Source organism: Photobacterium sp. CCB-ST2H9 (genome assembly GCF_023151555.2).
Lineage (GTDB): Bacteria > Pseudomonadota > Gammaproteobacteria > Enterobacterales > Vibrionaceae > Photobacterium.
Genome location: NZ_CP100425.1, coordinates 232,458 through 253,348, shown reverse-complemented (window position 1 = coordinate 253,348; position 20,891 = coordinate 232,458). Strand labels below are relative to the sequence as shown.

General features: G+C 52.9%; 22 protein-coding genes. 12 read left to right on the top strand and 10 right to left on the bottom strand.

Annotated features, from left to right (window positions below; all coding sequences use genetic code 11):
* The first annotated feature begins 95 nt into the window (after nt 1-95).
* From glpX to L4174_RS01075, 4 genes are all read left to right on the top strand, one after another.
* Entirely contained in the window at nt 96-1,103 is a 1,008-nt protein-coding gene (glpX, locus tag L4174_RS01090; RefSeq protein WP_248144442.1) for a class II fructose-bisphosphatase, read from the top strand.
* A gap of 172 nt (nt 1,104-1,275) precedes the next feature.
* Entirely contained in the window at nt 1,276-1,893 is a 618-nt protein-coding gene (locus tag L4174_RS01085) for a metalloregulator ArsR/SmtB family transcription factor (RefSeq protein WP_248144443.1), read from the top strand.
* Between the two features lie 28 nt (nt 1,894-1,921).
* Complete coding sequence (locus L4174_RS01080) at nt 1,922-2,665, top strand: ferredoxin--NADP reductase (RefSeq protein ID WP_248144444.1); 744 nt, start codon at nt 1,922-1,924, stop codon at nt 2,663-2,665.
* Nucleotides 2,666-2,800: 135 nt separating this feature from the next.
* Nucleotides 2,801-3,112 (top strand): DUF3135 domain-containing protein, encoded by a 312-nt coding sequence (locus tag L4174_RS01075; protein WP_248144445.1) that lies wholly within the window; start codon nt 2,801-2,803, stop codon nt 3,110-3,112.
* Nucleotides 3,113-3,184: 72 nt separating this feature from the next.
* On the opposite strand, the gene L4174_RS01070 is transcribed toward L4174_RS01075, so the two are convergent.
* Entirely contained in the window at nt 3,185-3,532 is a 348-nt protein-coding gene (locus L4174_RS01070; RefSeq protein WP_248144446.1) for a 5-carboxymethyl-2-hydroxymuconate Delta-isomerase, read from the bottom strand.
* Between the two features lie 387 nt (nt 3,533-3,919).
* Here L4174_RS01070 and tpiA point away from each other — a divergent pair, with 387 nt between their 5' ends.
* A complete protein-coding gene (tpiA, locus tag L4174_RS01065; RefSeq protein ID WP_248144447.1) occupies nt 3,920-4,690 on the top strand; it encodes a triose-phosphate isomerase in 771 nt (256 codons plus the stop codon).
* A gap of 106 nt (nt 4,691-4,796) precedes the next feature.
* On the opposite strand, the gene pfkA is transcribed toward tpiA, so the two are convergent.
* The gene (gene pfkA / locus L4174_RS01060) at nt 4,797-5,759 is read right to left on the bottom strand and encodes a 6-phosphofructokinase (protein ID WP_248144448.1); all 963 of its coding nucleotides are present in this window, start codon (nt 5,757-5,759) and stop codon (nt 4,797-4,799) included.
* Nucleotides 5,760-6,225: 466 nt separating this feature from the next.
* Nucleotides 6,226-6,705, bottom strand: coding sequence for a CpxP family protein (locus tag L4174_RS01055; protein ID WP_248144449.1), 480 nt, complete (start codon nt 6,703-6,705; stop codon nt 6,226-6,228).
* 188 nt (nt 6,706-6,893) lie between these two features.
* Between L4174_RS01055 and L4174_RS01050 the strand changes: the two genes are divergently transcribed.
* The 3 genes from L4174_RS01050 (at nt 6,894) to trmL (ending at nt 9,570) form a co-directional block, all read left to right on the top strand.
* On the top strand, nt 6,894-7,583 hold the full coding sequence (locus tag L4174_RS01050) for a response regulator (RefSeq protein WP_248144450.1): 690 nt from the start codon (nt 6,894-6,896) through the stop codon (nt 7,581-7,583).
* Nucleotides 7,580-8,977, top strand: a complete 1,398-nt coding sequence (gene cpxA / locus L4174_RS01045; protein WP_248144451.1) for an envelope stress sensor histidine kinase CpxA — start codon at nt 7,580-7,582, stop codon at nt 8,975-8,977. Before L4174_RS01050 ends, cpxA begins: the two co-directional genes overlap by 4 nt.
* 128 nt (nt 8,978-9,105) lie before the next feature.
* On the top strand, nt 9,106-9,570 hold the full coding sequence (gene trmL, locus L4174_RS01040) for a tRNA (uridine(34)/cytosine(34)/5-carboxymethylaminomethyluridine(34)-2'-O)-methyltransferase TrmL (protein ID WP_248144452.1): 465 nt from the start codon (nt 9,106-9,108) through the stop codon (nt 9,568-9,570).
* Nucleotides 9,571-9,631: 61 nt separating this feature from the next.
* Here trmL and cysE read toward each other — a convergent pair whose 3' ends face one another.
* The 4 genes from cysE to L4174_RS01020 all read right to left on the bottom strand — a co-directional run bounded on the left by cysE (nt 9,632) and on the right by L4174_RS01020 (nt 12,671).
* Nucleotides 9,632-10,489, bottom strand: a complete 858-nt coding sequence (cysE, locus tag L4174_RS01035; RefSeq protein ID WP_371929365.1) for a serine O-acetyltransferase — start codon at nt 10,487-10,489, stop codon at nt 9,632-9,634.
* 131 nt (nt 10,490-10,620) lie between these two features.
* Nucleotides 10,621-11,637 (bottom strand): NAD(P)H-dependent glycerol-3-phosphate dehydrogenase, encoded by a 1,017-nt coding sequence (gpsA, locus tag L4174_RS01030; RefSeq protein WP_248144453.1) that lies wholly within the window; start codon nt 11,635-11,637, stop codon nt 10,621-10,623.
* 13 nt (nt 11,638-11,650) lie between these two features.
* A complete protein-coding gene (gene secB / locus L4174_RS01025; protein WP_248144454.1) occupies nt 11,651-12,121 on the bottom strand; it encodes a protein-export chaperone SecB in 471 nt (156 codons plus the stop codon).
* A 115-nt stretch (nt 12,122-12,236) separates the two neighbouring features.
* Nucleotides 12,237-12,671: a rhodanese-like domain-containing protein gene (locus L4174_RS01020; protein WP_248144455.1), complete on the bottom strand. Its 435-nt coding sequence runs from the start codon at nt 12,669-12,671 to the stop codon at nt 12,237-12,239.
* 427 nt (nt 12,672-13,098) lie between these two features.
* Here L4174_RS01020 and gpmM point away from each other — a divergent pair, with 427 nt between their 5' ends.
* The 3 genes from gpmM to L4174_RS01005 are packed head-to-tail and all read left to right on the top strand — an operon-like array spanning nt 13,099 to nt 16,587.
* Nucleotides 13,099-14,637 (top strand): 2,3-bisphosphoglycerate-independent phosphoglycerate mutase, encoded by a 1,539-nt coding sequence (gene gpmM / locus L4174_RS01015; RefSeq protein WP_248144456.1) that lies wholly within the window; start codon nt 13,099-13,101, stop codon nt 14,635-14,637.
* An 8-nt stretch (nt 14,638-14,645) separates the two neighbouring features.
* On the top strand, nt 14,646-15,812 hold the full coding sequence (locus L4174_RS01010; protein ID WP_248144457.1) for a peptidoglycan DD-metalloendopeptidase family protein: 1,167 nt from the start codon (nt 14,646-14,648) through the stop codon (nt 15,810-15,812).
* A gap of 55 nt (nt 15,813-15,867) precedes the next feature.
* Nucleotides 15,868-16,587: a divergent polysaccharide deacetylase family protein gene (locus L4174_RS01005; protein ID WP_248144458.1), complete on the top strand. Its 720-nt coding sequence runs from the start codon at nt 15,868-15,870 to the stop codon at nt 16,585-16,587.
* A 60-nt stretch (nt 16,588-16,647) separates the two neighbouring features.
* Here L4174_RS01005 and tdh read toward each other — a convergent pair whose 3' ends face one another.
* The 3 genes from tdh to L4174_RS00990 all read right to left on the bottom strand — a co-directional run bounded on the left by tdh (nt 16,648) and on the right by L4174_RS00990 (nt 19,713).
* Nucleotides 16,648-17,679: an L-threonine 3-dehydrogenase gene (gene tdh / locus L4174_RS01000; protein ID WP_248144459.1), complete on the bottom strand. Its 1,032-nt coding sequence runs from the start codon at nt 17,677-17,679 to the stop codon at nt 16,648-16,650.
* A 62-nt stretch (nt 17,680-17,741) separates the two neighbouring features.
* Nucleotides 17,742-18,935, bottom strand: a complete 1,194-nt coding sequence (locus L4174_RS00995) for a glycine C-acetyltransferase (protein WP_248144460.1) — start codon at nt 18,933-18,935, stop codon at nt 17,742-17,744.
* 130 nt (nt 18,936-19,065) lie between these two features.
* Complete coding sequence (locus L4174_RS00990) at nt 19,066-19,713, bottom strand: TetR/AcrR family transcriptional regulator (RefSeq protein WP_248144461.1); 648 nt, start codon at nt 19,711-19,713, stop codon at nt 19,066-19,068.
* Between the two features lie 186 nt (nt 19,714-19,899).
* Here L4174_RS00990 and rfaD point away from each other — a divergent pair, with 186 nt between their 5' ends.
* Nucleotides 19,900-20,850: an ADP-glyceromanno-heptose 6-epimerase gene (gene rfaD, locus L4174_RS00985; protein WP_248144462.1), complete on the top strand. Its 951-nt coding sequence runs from the start codon at nt 19,900-19,902 to the stop codon at nt 20,848-20,850.
* Nucleotides 20,851-20,891: the final 41 nt, after the last annotated feature.

Genomic DNA, 20,891 nt, shown 5'->3' with positions numbered 1-20,891 from the left:
TCTCTGATGTTCACAACAGGAAAACGATTTCCTGCTGTTTGTGTTACAATTGCGCAGATTTTCATCATCTGTAGTTGTCTGATTCTGGAGTTCCCATGAAACGCGATTTGGCGATGGCTTTTTCCCGTGTCACCGAAGGTGCCGCACTGGCTGGTTATCAATGGCTGGGCCGGGGCGATAAAAACGCCGCAGACGGCGCTGCGGTAGCGGTAATGCGTACCCTGCTCAATCAAACTGAAATTGACGGTGAGATTGTGATCGGCGAAGGCGAAATCGACGAAGCGCCGATGCTTTATATTGGTGAAAAGGTCGGTGCCGGCGGTGACGCCGTAGATATCGCCGTCGATCCGATTGAAGGCACCCGAATGACCGCGATGGGTCAGAACAATGCCCTGGCTGTTCTCGCTGCGGGAGAGAAAGGTGCTTTTCTCAAAGCGCCGGATATGTACATGGAAAAACTGGTGGTCGGCCCGGCAGCCAAAGGGCATATCGATCTCAGCCTGCCGCTGGAAGAAAACCTGAACAATATCGCGGCCGCACTGGGCAAAACGCTGGAGACACTGGTCGTCATCACGCTGGCCAAACCCCGTCACGACGAAGTGATTACCCGCATGCAGGGGCTGGGAATCCGGGTGTATGCCGTGCCGGATGGTGATGTGGCCGCTTCGATTCTGACCTGTATGCCGGACAGCGAAGTCGACGTGATGTACTGCATCGGTGGTGCGCCGGAAGGCGTGGTCTCTGCGGCCGCCATCCGTGCGCTGGGCGGTGACATGCAGGGCCGGTTGCTGCCGCGTTTTCTGGTCAAAGGCGGCAGTGACGATAACTATCGTATGGGTCAGTTAGAAATGGATCGCTGCCGTGAAATGGGCATCGAGCCCAATCAGGTACTGCCACTGGAACAGATGGCAAAAAGCGATAACGTCATCTTTGCCGGCACAGGCATCACTAAAGGCGATTTGCTCGATGGCATCAGCCGCAAAGGCAATATTGCCACCACGGAAACCCTGTTAATCCGGGGAAAATGCCGGACCATCCGTCGCATTAAATCGATTCACTATCTCGACCGCAAAGATCCGGCAATTTTGCCTCACATCTTATAAACCCTGCCTGTTTCCCGGCCTGAGTTCCCCGGAGGCCGGGAGATAACACCCTGATCATCATCAGACTTTCACGGTATTCTCTCGCAAACTGGACTATGCTATTTAGTAAAGCCGTTGCTTTATATACTGAGTCGGCGACATAATAGACCGAATGAACACAAGCAATACAACCATGAAAACCATAGATAAAATTCTCCACCGCATGAAGCAGGACGGACCGGTCACCGCCAAAGTACTGTCCGAAGAGCTGAAACTGACCACCATGGGCGTCCGCCAGCACCTTCAAGGGCTGGAAGATGATGGCCTGGTGGGCTTTGAAGATATCAAAGCCAAAGTCGGCCGGCCGACCCGTCACTGGCACCTGACGGCCAAAGGGCATGAGCAGTTTGCCGACCGCCATGGTGATCTCATCATCCAGATGCTGGATTCGGTGGAAAATCTGTTCGGTCAGGAAGGACTGCAAAAAATACTGAATCAGCGTGAAGAAAACACGCTCAGTCAGTACCGACAGGCCATCGCAAAGGCAGAAGATTTAAAAGAAAAACTTCAGATCCTGACTACACTGAGGGAAAAGGAAGGTTACATGGCACAGCTGGAGTCGGATGACAACGGCTTCATTCTCATCGAGAACCATTGCCCCATCTGCCATGCCGCCAAACGCTGCCCCTCTTTATGTCGATCTGAACTGGCCGTTTTCCAGCGTCTGCTGGGCGACGGGGTAGCGATTGAGCGCAGCGAACACATCATTGCGGGTCAGCGTCGCTGCAGCTACCGGATATATCCGACCTGAGAATCTGATTATGTAAAAGGAGAGCACAATGGCCGACTGGATCCCTGCCAAGGTTATCAAAAACCGTCACTGGAACAGCGAACTGTTCAGTCTGACGCTGACGGCAAATATTGAACCCTTCAAAGCCGGGCAATTTACCAAGCTGGCGCTGGAATGCGACGGCAAAATGGTCCAGCGTGCATACTCCTTCGTCAACCCGCCCACCAGCGATCAGATTGAAATCTATGCCACCCGGGTCGCCGACGGCCTGCTCTCACCTCGGCTGCATGTGCTGGAAGAAGGGGATGAAGTGTTTATCACGGCCCGTGCCAATGGCTTCTTTACGTTAGATGAAGTGCCTGAAGGCGAAGTCCTCTGGCTGCTGTCAACCGGCACGGCGCTGGGACCTTATCTGTCGATTCTGCGTGAGGAGCTCGCCTGGAAACGATTTCGTAAAATTGTCCTGGTTCATGCGGTCCGCTTCGCCGCCGACCTCAGTTATCAGGCCGAAATTAATGAACTCAAGGCCAAATATCCCGAGCAGCTGATTGTCCAGCCCTTTGTCAGCCGTGAACCCGCACCGCTGGCACTTACCGGACGGATTCCGCAAGCCATTGCCGATGGCATGCTGGAGCGCCATGTCGGGATCCCGCTCCATCCTGAAACCTGCCAGCTGATGCTGTGCGGTAACCCGGCCATGGTCAAAGATACCAAAGCCGTGCTTGAAGCACGCGGCTTTATTAAAAACCTGCGCCGAAAACCCGGTCAGATCACCGTCGAGCATTACTGGTAATTCGCCTGACTTTCCGGACAGCCGGGTTTACCCAATTGTTGAGCGTCTCATCAATGAGACGCTTTTTTATTTCCCCGCCATCTAGTGTTAAGGATGTCACAGTTTTGGCCTTTTTGGCTGTAAGGGGAATGGGTTATGCAAACTTTACCACCGTTTGATGAGCTCAAAAAACTGGCAGAAACCGCTCCGGAAGAGCTGGAAGCCTTACGACTGAGAATGAGCGAAGAAGTCATCCGGAATGCGAGTCCGGCCATGCAGCCAAGGCTGCGGGCACAGCTGAGCCATATCAACCAGATCATCGCCCGTGGCAAAAATCCGATTCACACCAACATGTTGCTCAGGGCCGAATTACAACAACAGCTTCAGCGCTTCGCCCAGTCACTGACTGCACCGGAAACGCTGACCGAACAGCAGGCAGAGATTATGCCTTTCCGGCGTCAGGCATAGTCTTGTCTTCAGACACAAACGGGCCGTCATCTGACGGCCCGTTTGTATTTGTCATCCGGCGTGATTACACCGTCAGCGTTTTGCCTTGAGATAAGTCTCACTTGCCATATCCCGAATTTCAATCGTCAGACTGTCAATGGTCGCGGCATGCTGCTCCAGCAGCGGCATCAGACGCTCTGCCAGTCCGCGCTTACAGTCATTGTCACGACCGGACAACAATGCCAGCTCCACATGGATAAAATTCCGGGCGTCGCCCCCTTCCCCAACCTGCCATTGGTGACATGGGTAAGCTCGGGATTTCACCGATGCAGGCTCAAAAACCCCGCACGTCAGTAACGACTGATGCAGATCCTCCAGCAGTGCAGCGACATTCACCCGCTCTGCGACAGGATCGGCAAATTCCAGTTTCAGGTGTGGCATACAACTCTCCTTGCTCAACAGGCCCGGCCTGTCATTTCCTTGAATACCAGCCTAAATTAGCTGATTTTACTGCCCCAGGCGACCGGACTGTTCTGAAATCCTCTGCGGATCACTTTTCCCATTGGAATCAACTCACGCATCTATTCCGGGAATGAAAAAAAGTTACAGCTCAGAGTTCACTTTTGGCCCTGAAATCGGTACAAACAGCCATAGCCTTGCTCAAGATTAAGGAAGTTTACGTCTATCCGACGTATACTGAGGACGTTTTTGCCATCGGCATCAGGACGTCCCTGACAGGCAGACTACACTGAACACACTGCTGAGCACGGTAGTGGTGTGCTCAGTTTAGTCTGACTTTAGACATCACATAGATATGGAGAAAATCGTATGCGTCATCCTGTAGTTATGGGTAACTGGAAACTAAACGGCAGCAAAGAGATGGTCACCAACCTGCTGACAGGTCTGGATGCCGCGCTGGCTGGCGTTGAGGGAGTTGACGTGGCCGTGGCGCCACCTGTGATGTATCTGGATCTGGCAGAGCGTCTGATCAGCCAGAGCAAGAGCAAAATCATTCTGGGTGCTCAAAATGTTGATGTGAACGCCAGCGGCGCATTCACCGGTGATATCTCTCCGGAAATGCTGAAAGATTTCGGTGCCAGCCACATCATCATCGGCCACTCTGAGCGTCGTGAATACCACAACGAATCTGATGAGTTTGTTGCGAAAAAATTCGCTTTCCTGAAAGAGTACGGCCTGACACCTGTCCTGTGTATCGGTGAGTCCGAAGCGCAAAACGAAGCCGGTGAAACCGTTGCCGTTTGTGCCCGCCAGCTGGATGCAGTGATCAAAACTCAGGGCGTTGAAGCGCTGAACGGTGCCATCATCGCTTACGAACCAATCTGGGCGATCGGTACAGGTAAAGCTGCAACAGCACAACAAGCACAGGAAATCCACGCAGCGATCCGTGCGCACATCGCTTCTTTCAGCGAAGACGTCGCGAAGCACGTTGTGATCCAGTACGGTGGTTCAGTGAAAGCTGGCAATGCTGCTGAGCTGTTCGCGATGCCAGACATCGACGGTGCTCTGGTTGGCGGCGCAGCGCTGGATGCAGAAGGTTTTGCTGCAATTGCAAAAGCAGCTGCTGAAGCGAAGAAATAAGACATCTGCCATCAGGTGCGGCCGTTGCTGCATCTGATGTCACACTGCGAATACAAAAAAGCCGACTTCAAGTCGGCTTTTTTAGTTCAGCTTCAGTTCTGTGATATCAGAACAGCTTGTCTGCAACCGCATACAGATCTTTGCGGACCGGACGCTTCATGTTCTCGATCGCATCGATAATATCGTGGTGCACCAGCTTCTCGTTCTGAACACCCACGCAACGACCACCCTCGCCCTGAATCAGCAGATCCACCGCGTAAGCACCCATGCGCGAAGCCAAAATCCGGTCAAATGCCGTTGGCTGACCACCACGCTGGATGTGACCCAGAACCGTCGCGCGGGTTTCGCGGCCGGTTTCAGATTCAATGTACTTCGCCAGTTGATTCACATCGGTCATCAGCTCGGTAATCGCGACAATCGCGTGCTTCTTCCCTTTGTAGATGCCTTCTTTAATCTTGGCCAGCAGTTCTTCTTTGTGCAGACCGGTTTCCGGTGTGATGATGTATTCACAGCCACCGGCAATCGACGCCATCAGTGTCAGGTCGCCACAGTGGCGGCCCATCACTTCCACAATAGAAATACGCTGATGAGAAGACGATGTGTCACGCAGACGGTCAATCGCATCAATCACAGTATTCAGCGCGGTCATGAAGCCAATGGTGTAATCCGTACCCGCGACATCATTGTCAATGGTGCCAGGCAGACCAATGCATGGGTAACCCATTTCGGTCAGTTTCTTCGCCCCCATGTAAGAACCGTCACCGCCGATCACCACCAGCGCATCAATGCCATGAACTTTCAGGTTCTCGATCGCCTGAGCCCGGACCTTCTCGTCACGGAATTCAGGGAAGCGTGCAGACCCAAGGAAGGTACCACCCCTGTTGATCACGTCAGATACACTGGAACGGCTCAGCTTTTCGATACGGTTCTGGTGCAAGCCCTGATAACCGTCGTATACACCGTAGACTTCCAGACCTTCCGATAAACCGGCACGCACTACACCGCGAATCGCTGCGTTCATACCTGGGGCGTCACCGCCACTGGTCAAAACACCAATCTTTTTAATCATGGTTACCCTCTGACTTTGGGAAATGAAAAATCCTTTCCTGCACGAGCTGGCCTTAGTCACCGACTCCGCCACGCACCCTCTGGGCTACGGCTCGCGTAAACTGTAACTTTCCTACTAATGTAGGAGTATTACAATTTAGAAAAATGATGTATTGATTCATATCACGTTAACTTGCCATGCGCCGAGAGACTTTTCCGCAGACTGGAATCCATCGTTCATTTTGTACGGGAAGACGCAGCCAAGCTTTATGCCACTAAGTATATCCTCAGTTTGCAATCTCAGCCGCTCCGTCACCGGATTCCCTGAAAATGGCTGTTTTCAGCCACATGGCCAGATAAATCTTATCCGCAGTATAGCGGTTTTATGATGAAATTTAATAACAAAATTGACAAGTTCAGCATGGAATGACAACAAAAAAAGCCACAACATAAAGTTGTGGCTGCTGCTTCATTCAATAAAAACAGAATTATTCACCGCTTTTTTCTTTCCATTTCGCCATGCATTCTGCTTGTCTCTCAGCCTTTAATTTCTTGTACTGAGTTTTTTGTTCCGGCGTCAGAATATTCAGCATGTCATGACGTTTCTTCATCATGGCCACCCGGCGATCAATCTGCTGATCCGACATTTGTTTCGCCAGTTCCCGTACGGCATTTTCATCAAAATTATCTGCCAGCATCAGTGCCTGCATTTTGTCGTGGTTTGCCTGCATTGCCTCACGGCCCTGCATCATCTGCTCACGCATGGTATCTCTGTTACTCTCACGTAAGCTGCGCATCTTTTCTTTCTGGGCATCAGTCAGGTCAAGCGAACGGAATATACCGTGATCTGCGCGCGGACCTCCGCAATCATCACGGTCTCCGTGATGACCTTTGTGATTATCAGCCATCGCATACACAGACCCCAGCATCAAAGGCATTGCAAGGACAATCGCGACACTACGTTTCATTGTTTTGCTCATCATCTTGTTCATCATTTGTCTCACTCTGTTGGTCTCTGTTACCGCTGAGTCTACGCCTCATCAGGTAAAGGGTTGTCGTGAAAACGTAAAGCTGGGTAAAGCACTGTTATCCTGCTTGGCCTGCATACGGCCATAAGAGATACTTAAACTTATAGTGAACTGACACGAAGATTGGTATGGCAAATATACTTTTAGTCGATGACGACAACGAATTGACGGCACTGCTCAGCGACATTCTTCAGCTGGAAGGATTCTCCGTCCGGATCGCTCATAATGGCGAGCAGGGCCTGCAGATGGCTGACGACGATACCGATCTGATCCTGCTTGATGTCATGATGCCGGCAATGAACGGCATTGAAATGCTGCGAAAACTCCGTGAAACCCGCAGTACCCCGGTGCTCATGCTGACAGCGAAAGGCGAAGAGATTGACCGGGTGTTAGGATTAGAGCTGGGTGCAGACGACTATCTGCCCAAACCATTCAGTGACCGCGAGCTGCTGGCAAGGATGCGTGCAATCCTGCGTCGCGCCCGTCTGGTACAGGACACCCCACTGGAATCCGACTGTATCACTTATCTCGACCTGACCATTTTTCCCGGCCGCCAGGAAGTAACCTGTAACGGTGAACTGGTAGAAATGACGGCGACCGAGCTTGCCCTGCTGAGCCACCTGATCCGCCACCCGGGCACGGTTGTGACCAAACATACACTCAGTCTGGAAGTTCTGGGCAAACGCCTGGCCCCCTTTGACCGTGCTATTGATATGCATGTATCGAATCTGCGCAAAAAACTGCCGCCAAGAGAAGACGGTAAACCACGGATCAAAACTCTGCGCGGCAAGGGTTACCTCTTCGTGGAGGCCGGATGAAGCTGCCGGTACTCAACCGGCTGTCCAGCCGGATCTTCGCGATTTTCTGGCTGACCCTGATGTTGGTAGTCCTGGTGCTGTTGTTATTGCCCCACCTGGATCCCAGGGCGCAGCACACCATTCCCCGACCGGAACTGGATCGCTATCAGGCCGCGGCTGAACGAATATCCGAACGCCTGAGCCGTCGGCCAGGTCGTCTGGAAGAAAAGCTGCTGCCGCTGGCCGATCCGAAACGCCACAAAGGCATGCAACTCTATTTCACCAGTCTCGAAGGCGAACTGCTGACTCCGCATGAGCGGACCAAAGCCCTGCGCAACTTCATCACCAGTGCCGACAGTCCGGATAACCCAAGACAGAAACTCTATGGCCGCTGGATGGTTGCCGGGCCATTTCTGGTCGGCGATCAGAGACAGAACGCACTGATGTATGTCGGTCGGGTGACTCACCGCCCACCGCCGTTTTTCCTGCGCATTCTCGACCAGCCGTTTCATCTGTTACTGCTGACAATGCTGGTCAGCACTCCGTTATTGCTGTGGTTAGCCTGGGCGCTGAGCCGCCCGGCCCGAAAGCTCCAGCATGCCGCGCAACGTGTTGCCAGCGGACAGTTCACGCAGGACCCGACATTGGAAACCTCCGGGCCGCAGGAATTTCGTCAGGCCGGGGCCAGCTTTAACCAGATGGTGAGTTCAGTGAACCAGATGATCAATGGTCAGCAGCGGCTGCTGTCAGACATCTCCCACGAACTGCGCTCGCCGCTGACCCGGCTTCGGATGGCCACGGCGCTGGCCCAGCGCAAGCAGGGCGGCAGTCCGGAGCTCGACCGGATTGACACCGAAGCCGAACGACTCGAAGCCATGATCGCCAAGCTGCTGGAACTGTCACGCATGCAGATCCATGGTCAGGAAGCCCGGGAACAGAGTGATGCAATCAGCCTGTGGCAAGATATGCTGGATGATGCTGAGTTCGAAGCCAGCCAGCACCAGAAGTCGCTGACCTGTGGTCCTCTGCTGCCCTGGCCGTTGACCGGAAATGCCGAACTGCTGATCAGTGCGCTGGAGAACGTGGTCCGAAATGCCATCTACTATGGCAAAGACCGGGTCGACGTCCAGTTCAGTGCCAATGACCATAACCTGACCATCACCGTTGATGACAACGGCAGCGGGGTGCCGGATGAAGAGTTAAAAGATATCTTCCGGCCTTTTTACCGGGTATCTACAGCCAGAGATCGTCACAGCGGCGGTACCGGGCTCGGACTGGCTATCACGGAAAATGCCATCCGCCAGCACAATGGCAGCATCACGGCCAGTCGCAGCCCGCTGGGCGGCCTGAAGGTCACACTGATCCTGCCGCTGGCTCCCCATGGGCAACCACAAGTTTCCCCTGAACCCGCATAATCACAGACGGCCTCCCCCTGAAACAATCCGGGGGCGGCCTTTCCAATCGTCACGCTACTGATTACCAGACTGGTTTGCCCGCCTCCAGACAGGCTACAATAACGCTTTTGCCGTTGTGAAGTCTGAGCATGTTTGATATCGCCCTGTACGAACCTGAAATTGCGCCCAATACGGGCAACATTATCCGCCTGTGTGCCAATTGCGGCGCAAACCTGCATCTGATTGAGCCGCTGGGATTTGATCTGGAAGAGAAAAAACTGCGCCGTGCCGGACTGGATTACCGCGATCTGACCCATGTCCATCGCCACGCAGATTTCGGAGCCTTTCTGACGGCGACTGCCGGACGACGCCTGTTTGCCTGTACAACCAAGGCAACCCAGTACCACACACAAGCCCGTTTTCAGGAAGGGGATATTCTGTTGTTTGGCCCGGAAACCCGGGGCCTGCCCATGACAGTCATTGAAAGCTTACCCATGGAACAACGCCTGCGCATTCCCATGCATCCGGAAAGCCGCAGTCTGAACCTGTCCAATGCCGCGGCCATTATTGCGTATGAAGCCTGGCGCCAGTTTGATTTTGCCGGAGCCAGATAACCCCGGCTGAAAACACGAAAGGGGCCTTCTGGCCCCTTTCCGCTCTGGCGATGACATTTTGTCAGATGCCATCACCGGCAATGAAAGTCTGATACACACCGTTGAACTGCTGATCCATATCCATGGATGGCTTATCCGAGCTCGGGCGACCGACAATTTTCGCGGGAACCCCGGCAACCGTCGTATGTGCCGGCACCGGCGACAGCACAACTGAACCGGAGCCAATCTTGGCACCTTCACCGACCTCGATATTGCCCAGGACTTTCGCACCGGCCCCGATCATAACCCCTTCACGGATTTTCGGGTGACGATCGCCACATTCCTTACCCGTACCACCCAGAGTCACATCCTGCAGAATCGACACATCATTTTCGATCACGGCCGTTTCACCAATCACAATACCTGTGGCATGGTCAAACATGATCCCCTGTCCAATCCGGGCCGCCGGATGAACATCCACCTGACAGCTGACGGAAATCTGATTCTGGAGATAAACCGCCAGTGCTTCCCGGTTCTGCTTCCACAGCCAGTTGGCCACCCGATAGCCCTGCAAGGCGTGGTAGCCCTTCAGATACAGTAAGGGGACAGAGAACTTGTTGATCGCCGGGTCCCGTTCCACGACGGCCCGGATATCACAGGCGGCGGACTCTGTAATCATCCGGTCTGCTGCATACGCTTCTTCAATCACCTCACGCACAGCCATCGCAGGCATCGACGGCGTCGCCAGCTTATTGGCCAGAATATAACTGAGCGCGGCCCCCAGATTATCGTGTTTGATAATCGTGGCATGGTAAAAGCTGGCCAGCATCGGTTCCTGTTCCGTCAGCACGATGGCTTCCTGCTTGATAGTTTTCCAGACGGCTTTCTGTTGACACTCCCTCACGTCGTCCCCTGTATATCCTTCATGTGTATGCACCATTTTACTGCCTCCGTCCAATGTCCGGCTGATTGACAGTGAGTATGGGTATAACTTTAAACTTCTCAGCAAAAAAAACAACGCGGGCTTTCTTGCCCGCGCTGTTTCATTTTCATTCAATTACCTGGAGGACGTTATTCGTCTTTCTTCGCCCTGGCCAGCAGATCCCTGGCGGCTTCCCGGGCATCTTTGCCCTGATAAAGCACCTGATAAATCTGTTCGGTAATCGGCATATCCACACCATAGCGCTGCGCAAGTACCCAGACTTCCTTGGTGTTGCGGTATCCTTCCACCACCTGGCCGATATTCTGCTGTGCTTCATCTACGGCTTTACCCTGACCCAGCGCCAGACCAAAACGACGGTTCCGGGACTGGTTATCGGTGCAGGTCAGCACTAAATCGCCCAGTCCGGCCATTCCCATAAAGGTTTCCGGCTGTGCACCCAGCGCTGCCCCAAGGCGACACATTTCTGCCAGTCCCCGGGTGATCAGTGCAGTTCGGGCGTTCGCTCCGTAGCCGATGCCATCAGACATCCCTGCGCCAATCGCAATCACGTTCTTCACTGCGCCGCCAAGCTGCATACCGATAAAATCGCTGTTGCTGTAAACCCGAAAGCTTTTATCACAGTGGATTTTATCCTGCAGATCCTTCACGAAACCGGAATCCGGAGAGGAAACCGAAATTGCAGTCGGCAGGCCAGCAGCCAGTTCTTTCGCAAACGTCGGTCCGGACAAAACAGCCAGCGGGATGTTGTCACCCAGAATTTCATGGGCGACGTCCTGCAGCAAACGGCCAGTCTCCGGCTCCAGACCTTTGGTGGCCCAGCAGATCCGGGAGTCATCGCGCAGGAATGGCTTCATCTGTTTCAGCACATCCGCAAAAGCATGGCTCGGCACCACCAGCAGTAAATCCCGGCTGGCTTTCACCGCAGCTTCCAGGTCGGCAGTCAGAATCAACGACTCTGGAAAAGCCACACCCGGCAAAAACGCCTCGTTGGCCCGGTCGGTTTCCAGCTGTGCGATATGGACCGGATTGTGGCCCCACAAAATCACATTGGCACCATTCCGGGCCAGTGAAATCGCCAGTGAGGTGCCGTAAGAACCGGCACCCAGGACTGACATCGAAATTGCGTTTTCAGTGGTTGAAGTCATGCGTTCCCGCCAATCAGGCTTCAGAGCTTTCCTGGTTACCTTCAGCCTGACTTTGCAGGTAATTCATAAACAGCGCGTCAAAGTTGACCGGTGCCAGGTTCAGTTGCGGGAAAGTCCCTTTCACGACCAGGCTGGAGATCGTTTCACGCGCGTACGGGAACAGGATGTTCGGACAGAAAGCACCCAGGCAATGTGCCAGCTGAGGAGCTTCCATACCTGAAACAGAGAAAATACCACCCTGCTGCACTTCACACAGGAAAGCAGAGTCCGCGTCATTGTTCACAGTCACGGTCAGACGCAGAACGACTTCATAAACGCCTTCTGCCAGCTCACGACTTTGCGTATCCAGATCCAGCTTCACTTCCGGGTTCCATTCTTTCTGGAACATTTCCGGAGAGTTCGGAGCTTCGAAAGAGACATCTTTCAGGAAAATGCGTTGGATTTGGAAGTTCTGTTGCGCTTCGTGGTTCGCTGCTTCAGCCATGATATTGTCCTTTTTCTGAGGATTTCGCGCTAGGAAATCTGTCATTGTGCCGGGAGCCGCCCGGCCTGAATAAAAATAGCAGCCGGATCATCCGGCTCCCCGAGAGTTCAAAACTTTACTTCTTTCCTGTCACCAGAGGCATGTTGGCCTCGTTCCAGGAAATCAAACCGTCTTTCAGCAGTTTCACATTGCTGAAACCCGCTTTATGTAACAGGTTGGCACTTTCCTGCGCCGTCTGACCTGTTTTGCACACCACAATGATGGGGGCTGACTTATACTTTTCAAGCGGTCCCAGGTTCTGGGCTTTGATTTCGCTTGGCAAAATGTGAAGTGCACCAGCAATATGGCCACGCTGAAACTCATCTTTGTTTCGAATGTCGACAAAAATGCCGTCTTCACGATTGACCATCACTGTCGCCTGGTTCGGGGTGACCACGGTATAACCCGCTGTTTTCTGCTTCACCATTGAAGAGATCAGGGCCACAACCAGACCAACCCAGACCAGAGACAACATCGGATTACTCGTAACAAACTCTATGAATTGCTGCATGATTTTCGCTCTATCCACCTTCACCGACTGTCCGGAAAACGGCCAGCGGCAAGATTCAACCAAAATTAAGGAAACTGAGTATACCTCCGGCCGAAATGAAGTACACCCGCCCGCCGCATTTACGCGTCACGGCTCACTGCTTTCTGTATCGTCATCCCGGTGTCGCAAGGCCATACCTATCGCTGGAATAGTAAAAAACGCAGGCTGTGCTCTTACACCAGAGGACCAAATTGAATATATTTTATGTCGTAAAGATAACAAACCATTTACAGCGATGTTTGATCTGAACTACAAAATGTCGGTTCTTTTGTAGTAAAATTACCGACCTGACTCCTTACCTGAGCGCCCTGGTAGACGGACAACACCGGTTGTTGAGGTAATTGGTCTACATTTTTCAGATTGTTCATATTGATGGAGAGGACAGCATATGTCTGCTAAGAAGCCACTGGCTCTGGTAATTCTCGACGGTTGGGGTTATCGCGAAGATACAGCCAACAACGCGATCGCCAACGCCAATACCCCGGTTCTGGATAACCTGATGGCAAACGAAGCCAACACGTTAATTTCTGCCTCAGGTCTGGACGTCGGCCTGCCGGATGGTCAGATGGGGAACTCAGAAGTCGGCCACACCAATATCGGCGCAGGCCGTGTGGTGTATCAGGATCTGACCCGGATTGCCAAAGCGATCTCCGACGGTGAATTCCAGGACAACCCAAACCTGGTCAAAGCGATGGACAGCGCAATTTCTGCCGGAAAAGCTGTTCACATCATGGGTCTGATGTCACCGGGCGGTGTTCACAGCCATGAAGATCACATTGAAGCCGCTGTGAAAATGGCTGCTGAGCGTGGTGCTGAGCACATCTATCTGCATTGCTTCCTGGATGGCCGTGATACGCCGCCACGCAGTGCACAGGCTTCGCTGGAGCGCTTTGATGCCCTGTTTGCTCAACTGGGCAAAGGCCGCACCGCCTCTCTGGTTGGCCGTTATTACGCGATGGACCGGGACAACAACTGGGAACGCGTTGAATCCGCTTACAATCTGCTGACTGCAGCCAAAGGTGACTTTACCGCAGCTTCTGCAGTGGAAGGCCTGCAGGCCGCTTATGCCCGCGAAGAAAACGATGAATTCGTGAAAGCGACCGTACTTCGTGCGGAAGGCCAGCCGGATGCTGCGATGCAAGATGGCGATGCCTTGATCTTCATGAACTTCCGTGCAGACCGTGCCCGTCAGATCACCCGTGCTTTCCTGCCGGAGTTCACTGGCTTTGCCCGTCAGCAGTTCCCTGCACTGCACTTCGTCATGCTGACCCAATATGCGGCAGACATTAACCTGCCTTCAGCTTTCCCGCCGGAAAGTCTGGAAAACACGCTGGGTGAGTGGCTGGCGAAGCAAGGCAAGACACAACTGCGTATTTCTGAAACGGAGAAATATGCGCACGTCACCTTCTTCTTCAATGGCGGTGTAGAAAACGAGTTTGACGGTGAATCTCGCGCGCTGGTCGCCTCACCAAAAGTTGCAACTTACGACCTGCAACCTGAAATGAGCGCACCTGAGCTGACCGACAAACTGGTTGCTGCGATCAAAGGCGGCGAGTTCGACATGATCATCTGTAACTACCCGAATGGTGACATGGTTGGTCACACCGGCGTATACGATGCCGCAGTGAAAGCCTGTGAGGCCATTGATGAAAGCATCGGCCGCGTCGTTGAAGCAATTCGCGAAGCCGGCGGCCAGCTGCTGATCACTGCCGACCACGGGAATGCAGAAATGATGATCAACCCGGAAACCGGCGGCGTGCACACAGCACACACCAACCTGCCTGTGCCGTTGATTTACGTCGGTGACAAAGCAATTACCCTGAAAGAAGGCGGCAAGTTGTCAGATCTGGCACCAACCATGCTGTCCTTGACCGGGCTTCAAATCCCGTCAGAGATGACTGGTCAGGTGCTGTACGATCTGAAATAATCCCAGACATGCGGGCATTATTTTATCGTACCTACTGTACTCTGCGCGCCAGTGCCTTCGGCACTGGCGCTTTGTTATGTCTGGCGTTTAACACTCCTGTGCTGGCTGATAATCAAAATCAGCTGCAAGGCATGAAACAGGAAATCGCCCGTCAGCAACAGCAACTGAGCCAAAAAAAACAGCAGCTGAATGAAGTACAGAAAAATCTGAAACAGCAGGAACTGGCGATTGCCAGAGCTGCCGGAAACATTCACCATACGGAGCAGAAAGTCGACACGCTGACCCGCTCCATCGACCATCTGGAAAAAGAACAACAAGCCCTGCTTCAGCGCCAGATCGGCCAGCGGGAACAACTGAAAGCCCTGATTACCAGCCACTATAAACTGGGGAAGTCATCGCCGCTGGCCAACTTGCTGGGCGAAAATGACGCATCACAAATGGAGCGCATGGCTGAATATGCTGCCCGTCTGAGTCAGGCACGCAGCCGGGCGCTGGATGAACTGGCCGCAACGGATACCGAGCTCCAGCTCAAGAAACATCAGCTCACGGAACAACGCAATACCCAGCAAACCCTGCTCAGTCAGCTGAAAAAAGACCGCGCATCGCTGCTCAGCAGTCAGCAGGCCCGTAAGGGGACCGTGAGGCAACTGCAAGGACAGCTTAGTGCTGATAAACGTTATCTGACCGAGCTGAAAGACAATGAAACACGTCTGGTCAGTGAAATCGCCAAAGCCAGAAAAGCTGCAGAAGAAGCTGCGCGTCGCACCCGGGTCAGTATGAATGGCCTGAACACATTTAAAGGCAAACTGCCCTGGCCGGTGAAAGGTAATGTGGTTCACAGCTACGGCAGTCCGCTCAAAGGCGAGCTGCGATGGAAAGGCATGGTGATCAGTAAGTCCATCGGCAGTGAGGTAAAAGCGGTTCACGACGGAAAAATCGTCTTTGCCGACTGGTTGCGCGGCTACGGTCTGATGGTGGCCATTGACCATGGACACGGCGATATGACGTTTTACGGCTATAACCAGACAGTGCTGAAAAAGGTCGGCGATACCGTCCGGGCCAATGAAGCCATTGCACTGGTCGGTGACAGTGGCGGACAGGAAGCGCCGGGACTCTATTTCGAAATCCGGCGAAAAGGAACGCCCACCAACCCGCGTCCCTGGCTGATCCGGTAATTTCAGAGAGGCCACTGACGTCGTTTATTCCACGAAGAGGACAAGGATGGTTCACATGAAGTGGTTTGTTCGTTTCAGTCTGATCTGGCTGCTGATACTGCCCTGCGGTGTTCAGGCAGCCAGACTGGCCATTGTGATTGATGACCTCGGTTATCAGCTGATGCCCTCTCCTCTGTCTGCCCTGCCGCCGCAAATCAGCGTGTCCGTATTGCCGGACACGCCCTTCGACCAGCAAACGGCCCGTCAGGCGCAACAGGAACAAAGGGATGTCTTGCTCCACATGCCAATGCAGCCAAGCCGCCCGGCACCGCTCGAACTGACAACACTGACCGCCGCGATGAAAAAAGATGAGCTGCAGGCCAGACTGCGTCATGCGCTGACCCGGGTGCCCGGTGCGATTGGAATGAACAATCATATGGGCAGCTTGCTGACTGAAAATCCGACAGCCATGCGCTGGGTGATGGAAGTGCTCAGACAGCAGCACCTGGGATTTCTCGACAGCCGGACCACGCCCAAATCGGTGGCTGAACACCAGGCGCAAGCCGCCCATATCCCGGCGCTTCGCCGTCATGTTTTCATTGATCATATCCCGACAGAAGACTTCATCCGCCGTCAGCTCAGACGCGCCATCCAGCAAGCCCAGAAACAGGGCGCCGTCATTGCCATCGGGCATCCTCACCCGGTGACCTTAGCAACCATTACAGCCATGCTGCCGGAAATGCAGCAAGAGGTCACTCTGGTCCGTTTATCGGAACTCTTTACGCCAGCCGGATAACAGGCACAAAAAAAGCGGCGTGCCTGCGCACACCGCTTCTTCAACATTCCGAACTCAGGGTTAGTCCCAGCTCAGAATCACTTTACCTGACTGGCCGGAACGCATCACATCGAAGCCTTTCTGGAAATCATCCACACTGTAGTGGTGAGTAATGATTGGCGTCAGATCCAAACCAGACTGGATCAGGCTGGCCATCTTATACCAGGTCTCAAACATTTCACGGCCGTAGATGCCTTTGATCACCAAGCCTTTGAAGATGACCTGAGTCCAGTCAATCCCCATGTTTGATGGCGGAATACCCAGCATCGCAATCTTACCGCCGTGGTTCATGCTCGACAGCATGCTGTTAAAGGCGGCAGGTACGCCAGACATTTCCAGACCGACATCGAAACCTTCTGTCATGCCCAGTTCGGCCATCACATCTTCCAGCTTCTGCTCAGCCACATTCACCGCACGGGTCACGCCCATTTTGCGTGCCAGCTCCAGACGGTATTCGTTAACATCGGTAATCACTACGTGACGGGCACCGACGTGCTTCGCCACTGCAGCAGCCATGATCCCAATCGGGCCGGCGCCGGTGATCAGCACATCTTCACCTACCAGGTCGAAAGACAGCGCCGTGTGCACTGCATTACCAAACGGGTCGAAGATGGATGCCAGATCGTCGGAAATATTATCCGGGATCTTAAACGCGTTAAACGCCGGGATTACCAGATACTCGGCAAAAGCACCTTCACGGTTCACGCCCACACCGATGGTGTTACGGCACAGGTGTGTCCGGCCGCCACGACAGTTACGGCAGTGACCGCAGGTAATGTGGCCTTCGCCGGAAACGCGATCACCAATTTCAAAACCGCGGACTTCCTGGCCAATGGCCACAACTTCGCCCACATATTCATGGCCGACCACCATCGGAACAGGAATCGTATTCTGGGACCACTCATCCCAGTTGTAGATATGAACGTCAGTACCACAGATTGCAGTTTTTCTGATTTTGATCAGCAGGTCATTATGGCCAATTTCAGGCTTTTCGACCTCGGTCATCCAGATGCCTTCTTCGGGCTTCAGTTTGGAAAGTGCTTTAATTTTCATCTTGCTATCCACTCGATGCTCAGAGGCGTACCCTCACGCCTCTGCCGCAAAATCATTGTTGTTCAGATAATTTCCATATCTTGGCCGATACGGATAAAGACATCAATTGCGCGATCCAGCTGCTCTGTGCTGTGAGCCGCTGACATTTGCGTCCGGATGCGCGCCTGGCCTTTCGGTACCACAGGGTAAGAGAAGCCCACCACGTAAATGCCTTCTTTCAGTGCGCGCTCAGCAAACTCTGCCGCCAGCTTGGCATCGCCCAGCATAATCGGGATGATTGCATGATCAGCGCCTGCCAGCGTAAAACCAGCTTCTGACATACGGCGACGGAAATGCTCAGCATTTTTCCATAGCTGGGCACGTAAATCACTGCTTTCAGCCAGCAGATCCAGCACCCGAATCGAAGCCGATACAATCGCTGGTGCCAGGGAGTTTGAGAACAGATATGGACGTGAGCGCTGACGCAGCCAGTCAATCACTTCTTTCTTACCTGCGGTATAACCACCGGACGCTCCGCCCAGCGCTTTACCCAGCGTTCCGGTGATAATATCAATGCGGTCAATCACATCATGATATTCGTGCGTACCACGACCGTTATCACCCATGAAACCCACGGCATGGGAATCATCAACCATCACCAGGGCATCATATTTATCGGCCAGATCGCAGATTGCAGGCAGGTTTGCCACCACACCGTCCATTGAGAAGACACCGTCGGTCACAATCAGTTTATGACGTACGCCGGCTTCATTTGCAGCAATCAGCTGTTGCTCCAGCTCTGCCATATCGTTATTGCCGTAGCGGAAACGCTTCGCTTTACACAGACGAACACCGTCAATAATCGACGCGTGGTTCAGCGCATCTGAAATAATGGCGTCTTCAGGGCCCAGAATGGTCTCAAACAGACCGGCATTTGCATCAAAACAAGAAGAGTAAAGAATGGTGTCTTCCGTGCCTAAGAAGGCTGACAACTTACTCTCCAGCTCTTTATGTGCGTCCTGCGTACCACAGATAAAACGCACTGAAGCCATACCAAAACCGTGCTCATCCATGCCTTGTTTGGCAGCCTCAATCAACGCCGGGTGGTTCGCCAGACCCAGATAGTTGTTGGCACAGAAGTTCAATACGTGATCACCTGAGGTGATCTCAATATCGGCTTGCTGTGCTGAAGTGATCACACGCTCGCTTTTGTATAATCCTTCCGCTTTCACTTCCTGAATTTGATCGGCGATCTGTTGATAAAAGGCAGCTGACATTTTGCTCTCCAAACTTGTAAAGGCGTTTTTGCCAATTTCGACGAACAACATACTAAAAATTTAGCCGTTAATCGCTACAATGTTACAAAGTTATCCAAATTTTAAGAGCTAAACTCTGTATCGTCGACAACTATGAAACATCCCGTCTTACTTGATCACAATAATGTGATTCAAGTTGGAGAACGACTTCCCGTCCCTGAGCACTGGTCAGAGGTCTTATAATACTGAGAATCTGCAGCACCCCCTGATAGATAACAGTCTTGGTGATTTTGGCCTGTGGCGCTTGAGCTGTCTGATAACAAATCCAGGTGCTTGCCACCAGTTTGAGGGTGTTGGCCAGACTTTGCAGTTCCTCATCATCCAGCGTAACCAGACCCAAGGTCCGGAAATGACGCATCACCACCATAATGTCCTGATGGAGATTCTCCTGCGCCTGCAGATACTTATGCTGCAATCCCGGGTCCCGGCTCAGGATATCCGGCAAATTGGCGTAGAAAAACCGGTACCGCCACATCAGCATAAAGACCGCATCCAGGTATTGCAGCAGACTGTCCGAGGACAGCGCAGCCTCTTCCCGGGGCTGAAAACGAACACGCAACTCCTGGGCGTATTCATCAAAAATACTGTGTATAATCTCTTCCTTATTTCGGAAGTGGTAATACAGATTGCCGGGGCTGATGCCCATATGTGCCGCAATGTGGTTGGTGGTGATATTCGGTTCACCATTTTCATTAAAAAGTTCCAATGCGGCATGGATAATTTTATCGCGGGTTTTCATAGGCCTCTCACTTGCATCACCCTTGGCAGTCATGGTTTGTTAACGTTGTGGGGTCAAAATCAAGATCAACAAACCCCGATGATGTTATCATATCTATTGACGAATTATTGACGCGGTGGTGCGGTTCCTCTGCTATGTTGCAGAGCTCTGACCACTGAGTTTATCTGACAGAAAACTGGAAGTGCCATGATTATAGTGACTGGTGGCGCCGGCATGATCGGCAGCAACATTGTAAAAGCGCTCAACGAGCAAGGCTATCGTGACATTCTTGTCGTCGACAACCTCAAAGACGGAACTAAATTTGCGAACCTGGTGGATTTAGATATTGCCGACTACATGGACAAAGAAGACTTCATCACGCAAATCATGGCCGGTGATGAGTTCGGTCCGATTGAAGCCGTTTTCCACGAAGGTGCCTGCTCAGCCACCACCGAGTGGGACGGCAAATACATGATGCTCAACAACTACGAGTATTCCAAAGAGTTGCTGCACTACTGTCTGGAACGCGAGATTCCGTTCCTGTACGCGTCTTCTGCAGCCACCTATGGCGGCCGTGACCGTGATTTCATTGAAGAAAAAAATTACGAAGGTGCCCTGAACGTTTACGGTTATTCCAAGCAGCTGTTTGACAACTATGTCCGTCGTCTGTGGCAGGATGCCGAGGCCCATGGTGAAACTCTTTCGCAAATTACCGGCTTCCGTTATTTCAACGTCTATGGCCCGCGTGAGCAGCACAAAGGCAGCATGGCATCCGTTGCGTTCCACCTCAATGAGCAACTGTCAAAAGGCGAAAGTCCTAAACTGTTTGAAGGTTCTGAAACCTTCAAGCGTGACTTCGTTTATGTCGGCGACGTCTGCAAAATGAACCTGTGGTTCTGGCAAAACGGTGTGTCCGGTATTTACAATTGTGGTACCGGTCGTGCGGAAAGCTTCCAGGCCGTCGCGGATGCAGTCATCAAACACCACGGCCAGGGTAATGTTGAAACTGTGCCTTTCCCGGAACACCTGAAAGGCCGCTACCAGACATATACTCAGGCAGATCTTTCGAAAGTCCGGGCAGCCGGCTATCAGGAAGAATTCAAGACCGTCGCTGAAGGCGTAGCCGAGTATATGGCGATTCTGGCCAAGCAATCCTAAATGAAAGTGCATTGCCACTTTCCCCTATCAACAACTGCAGC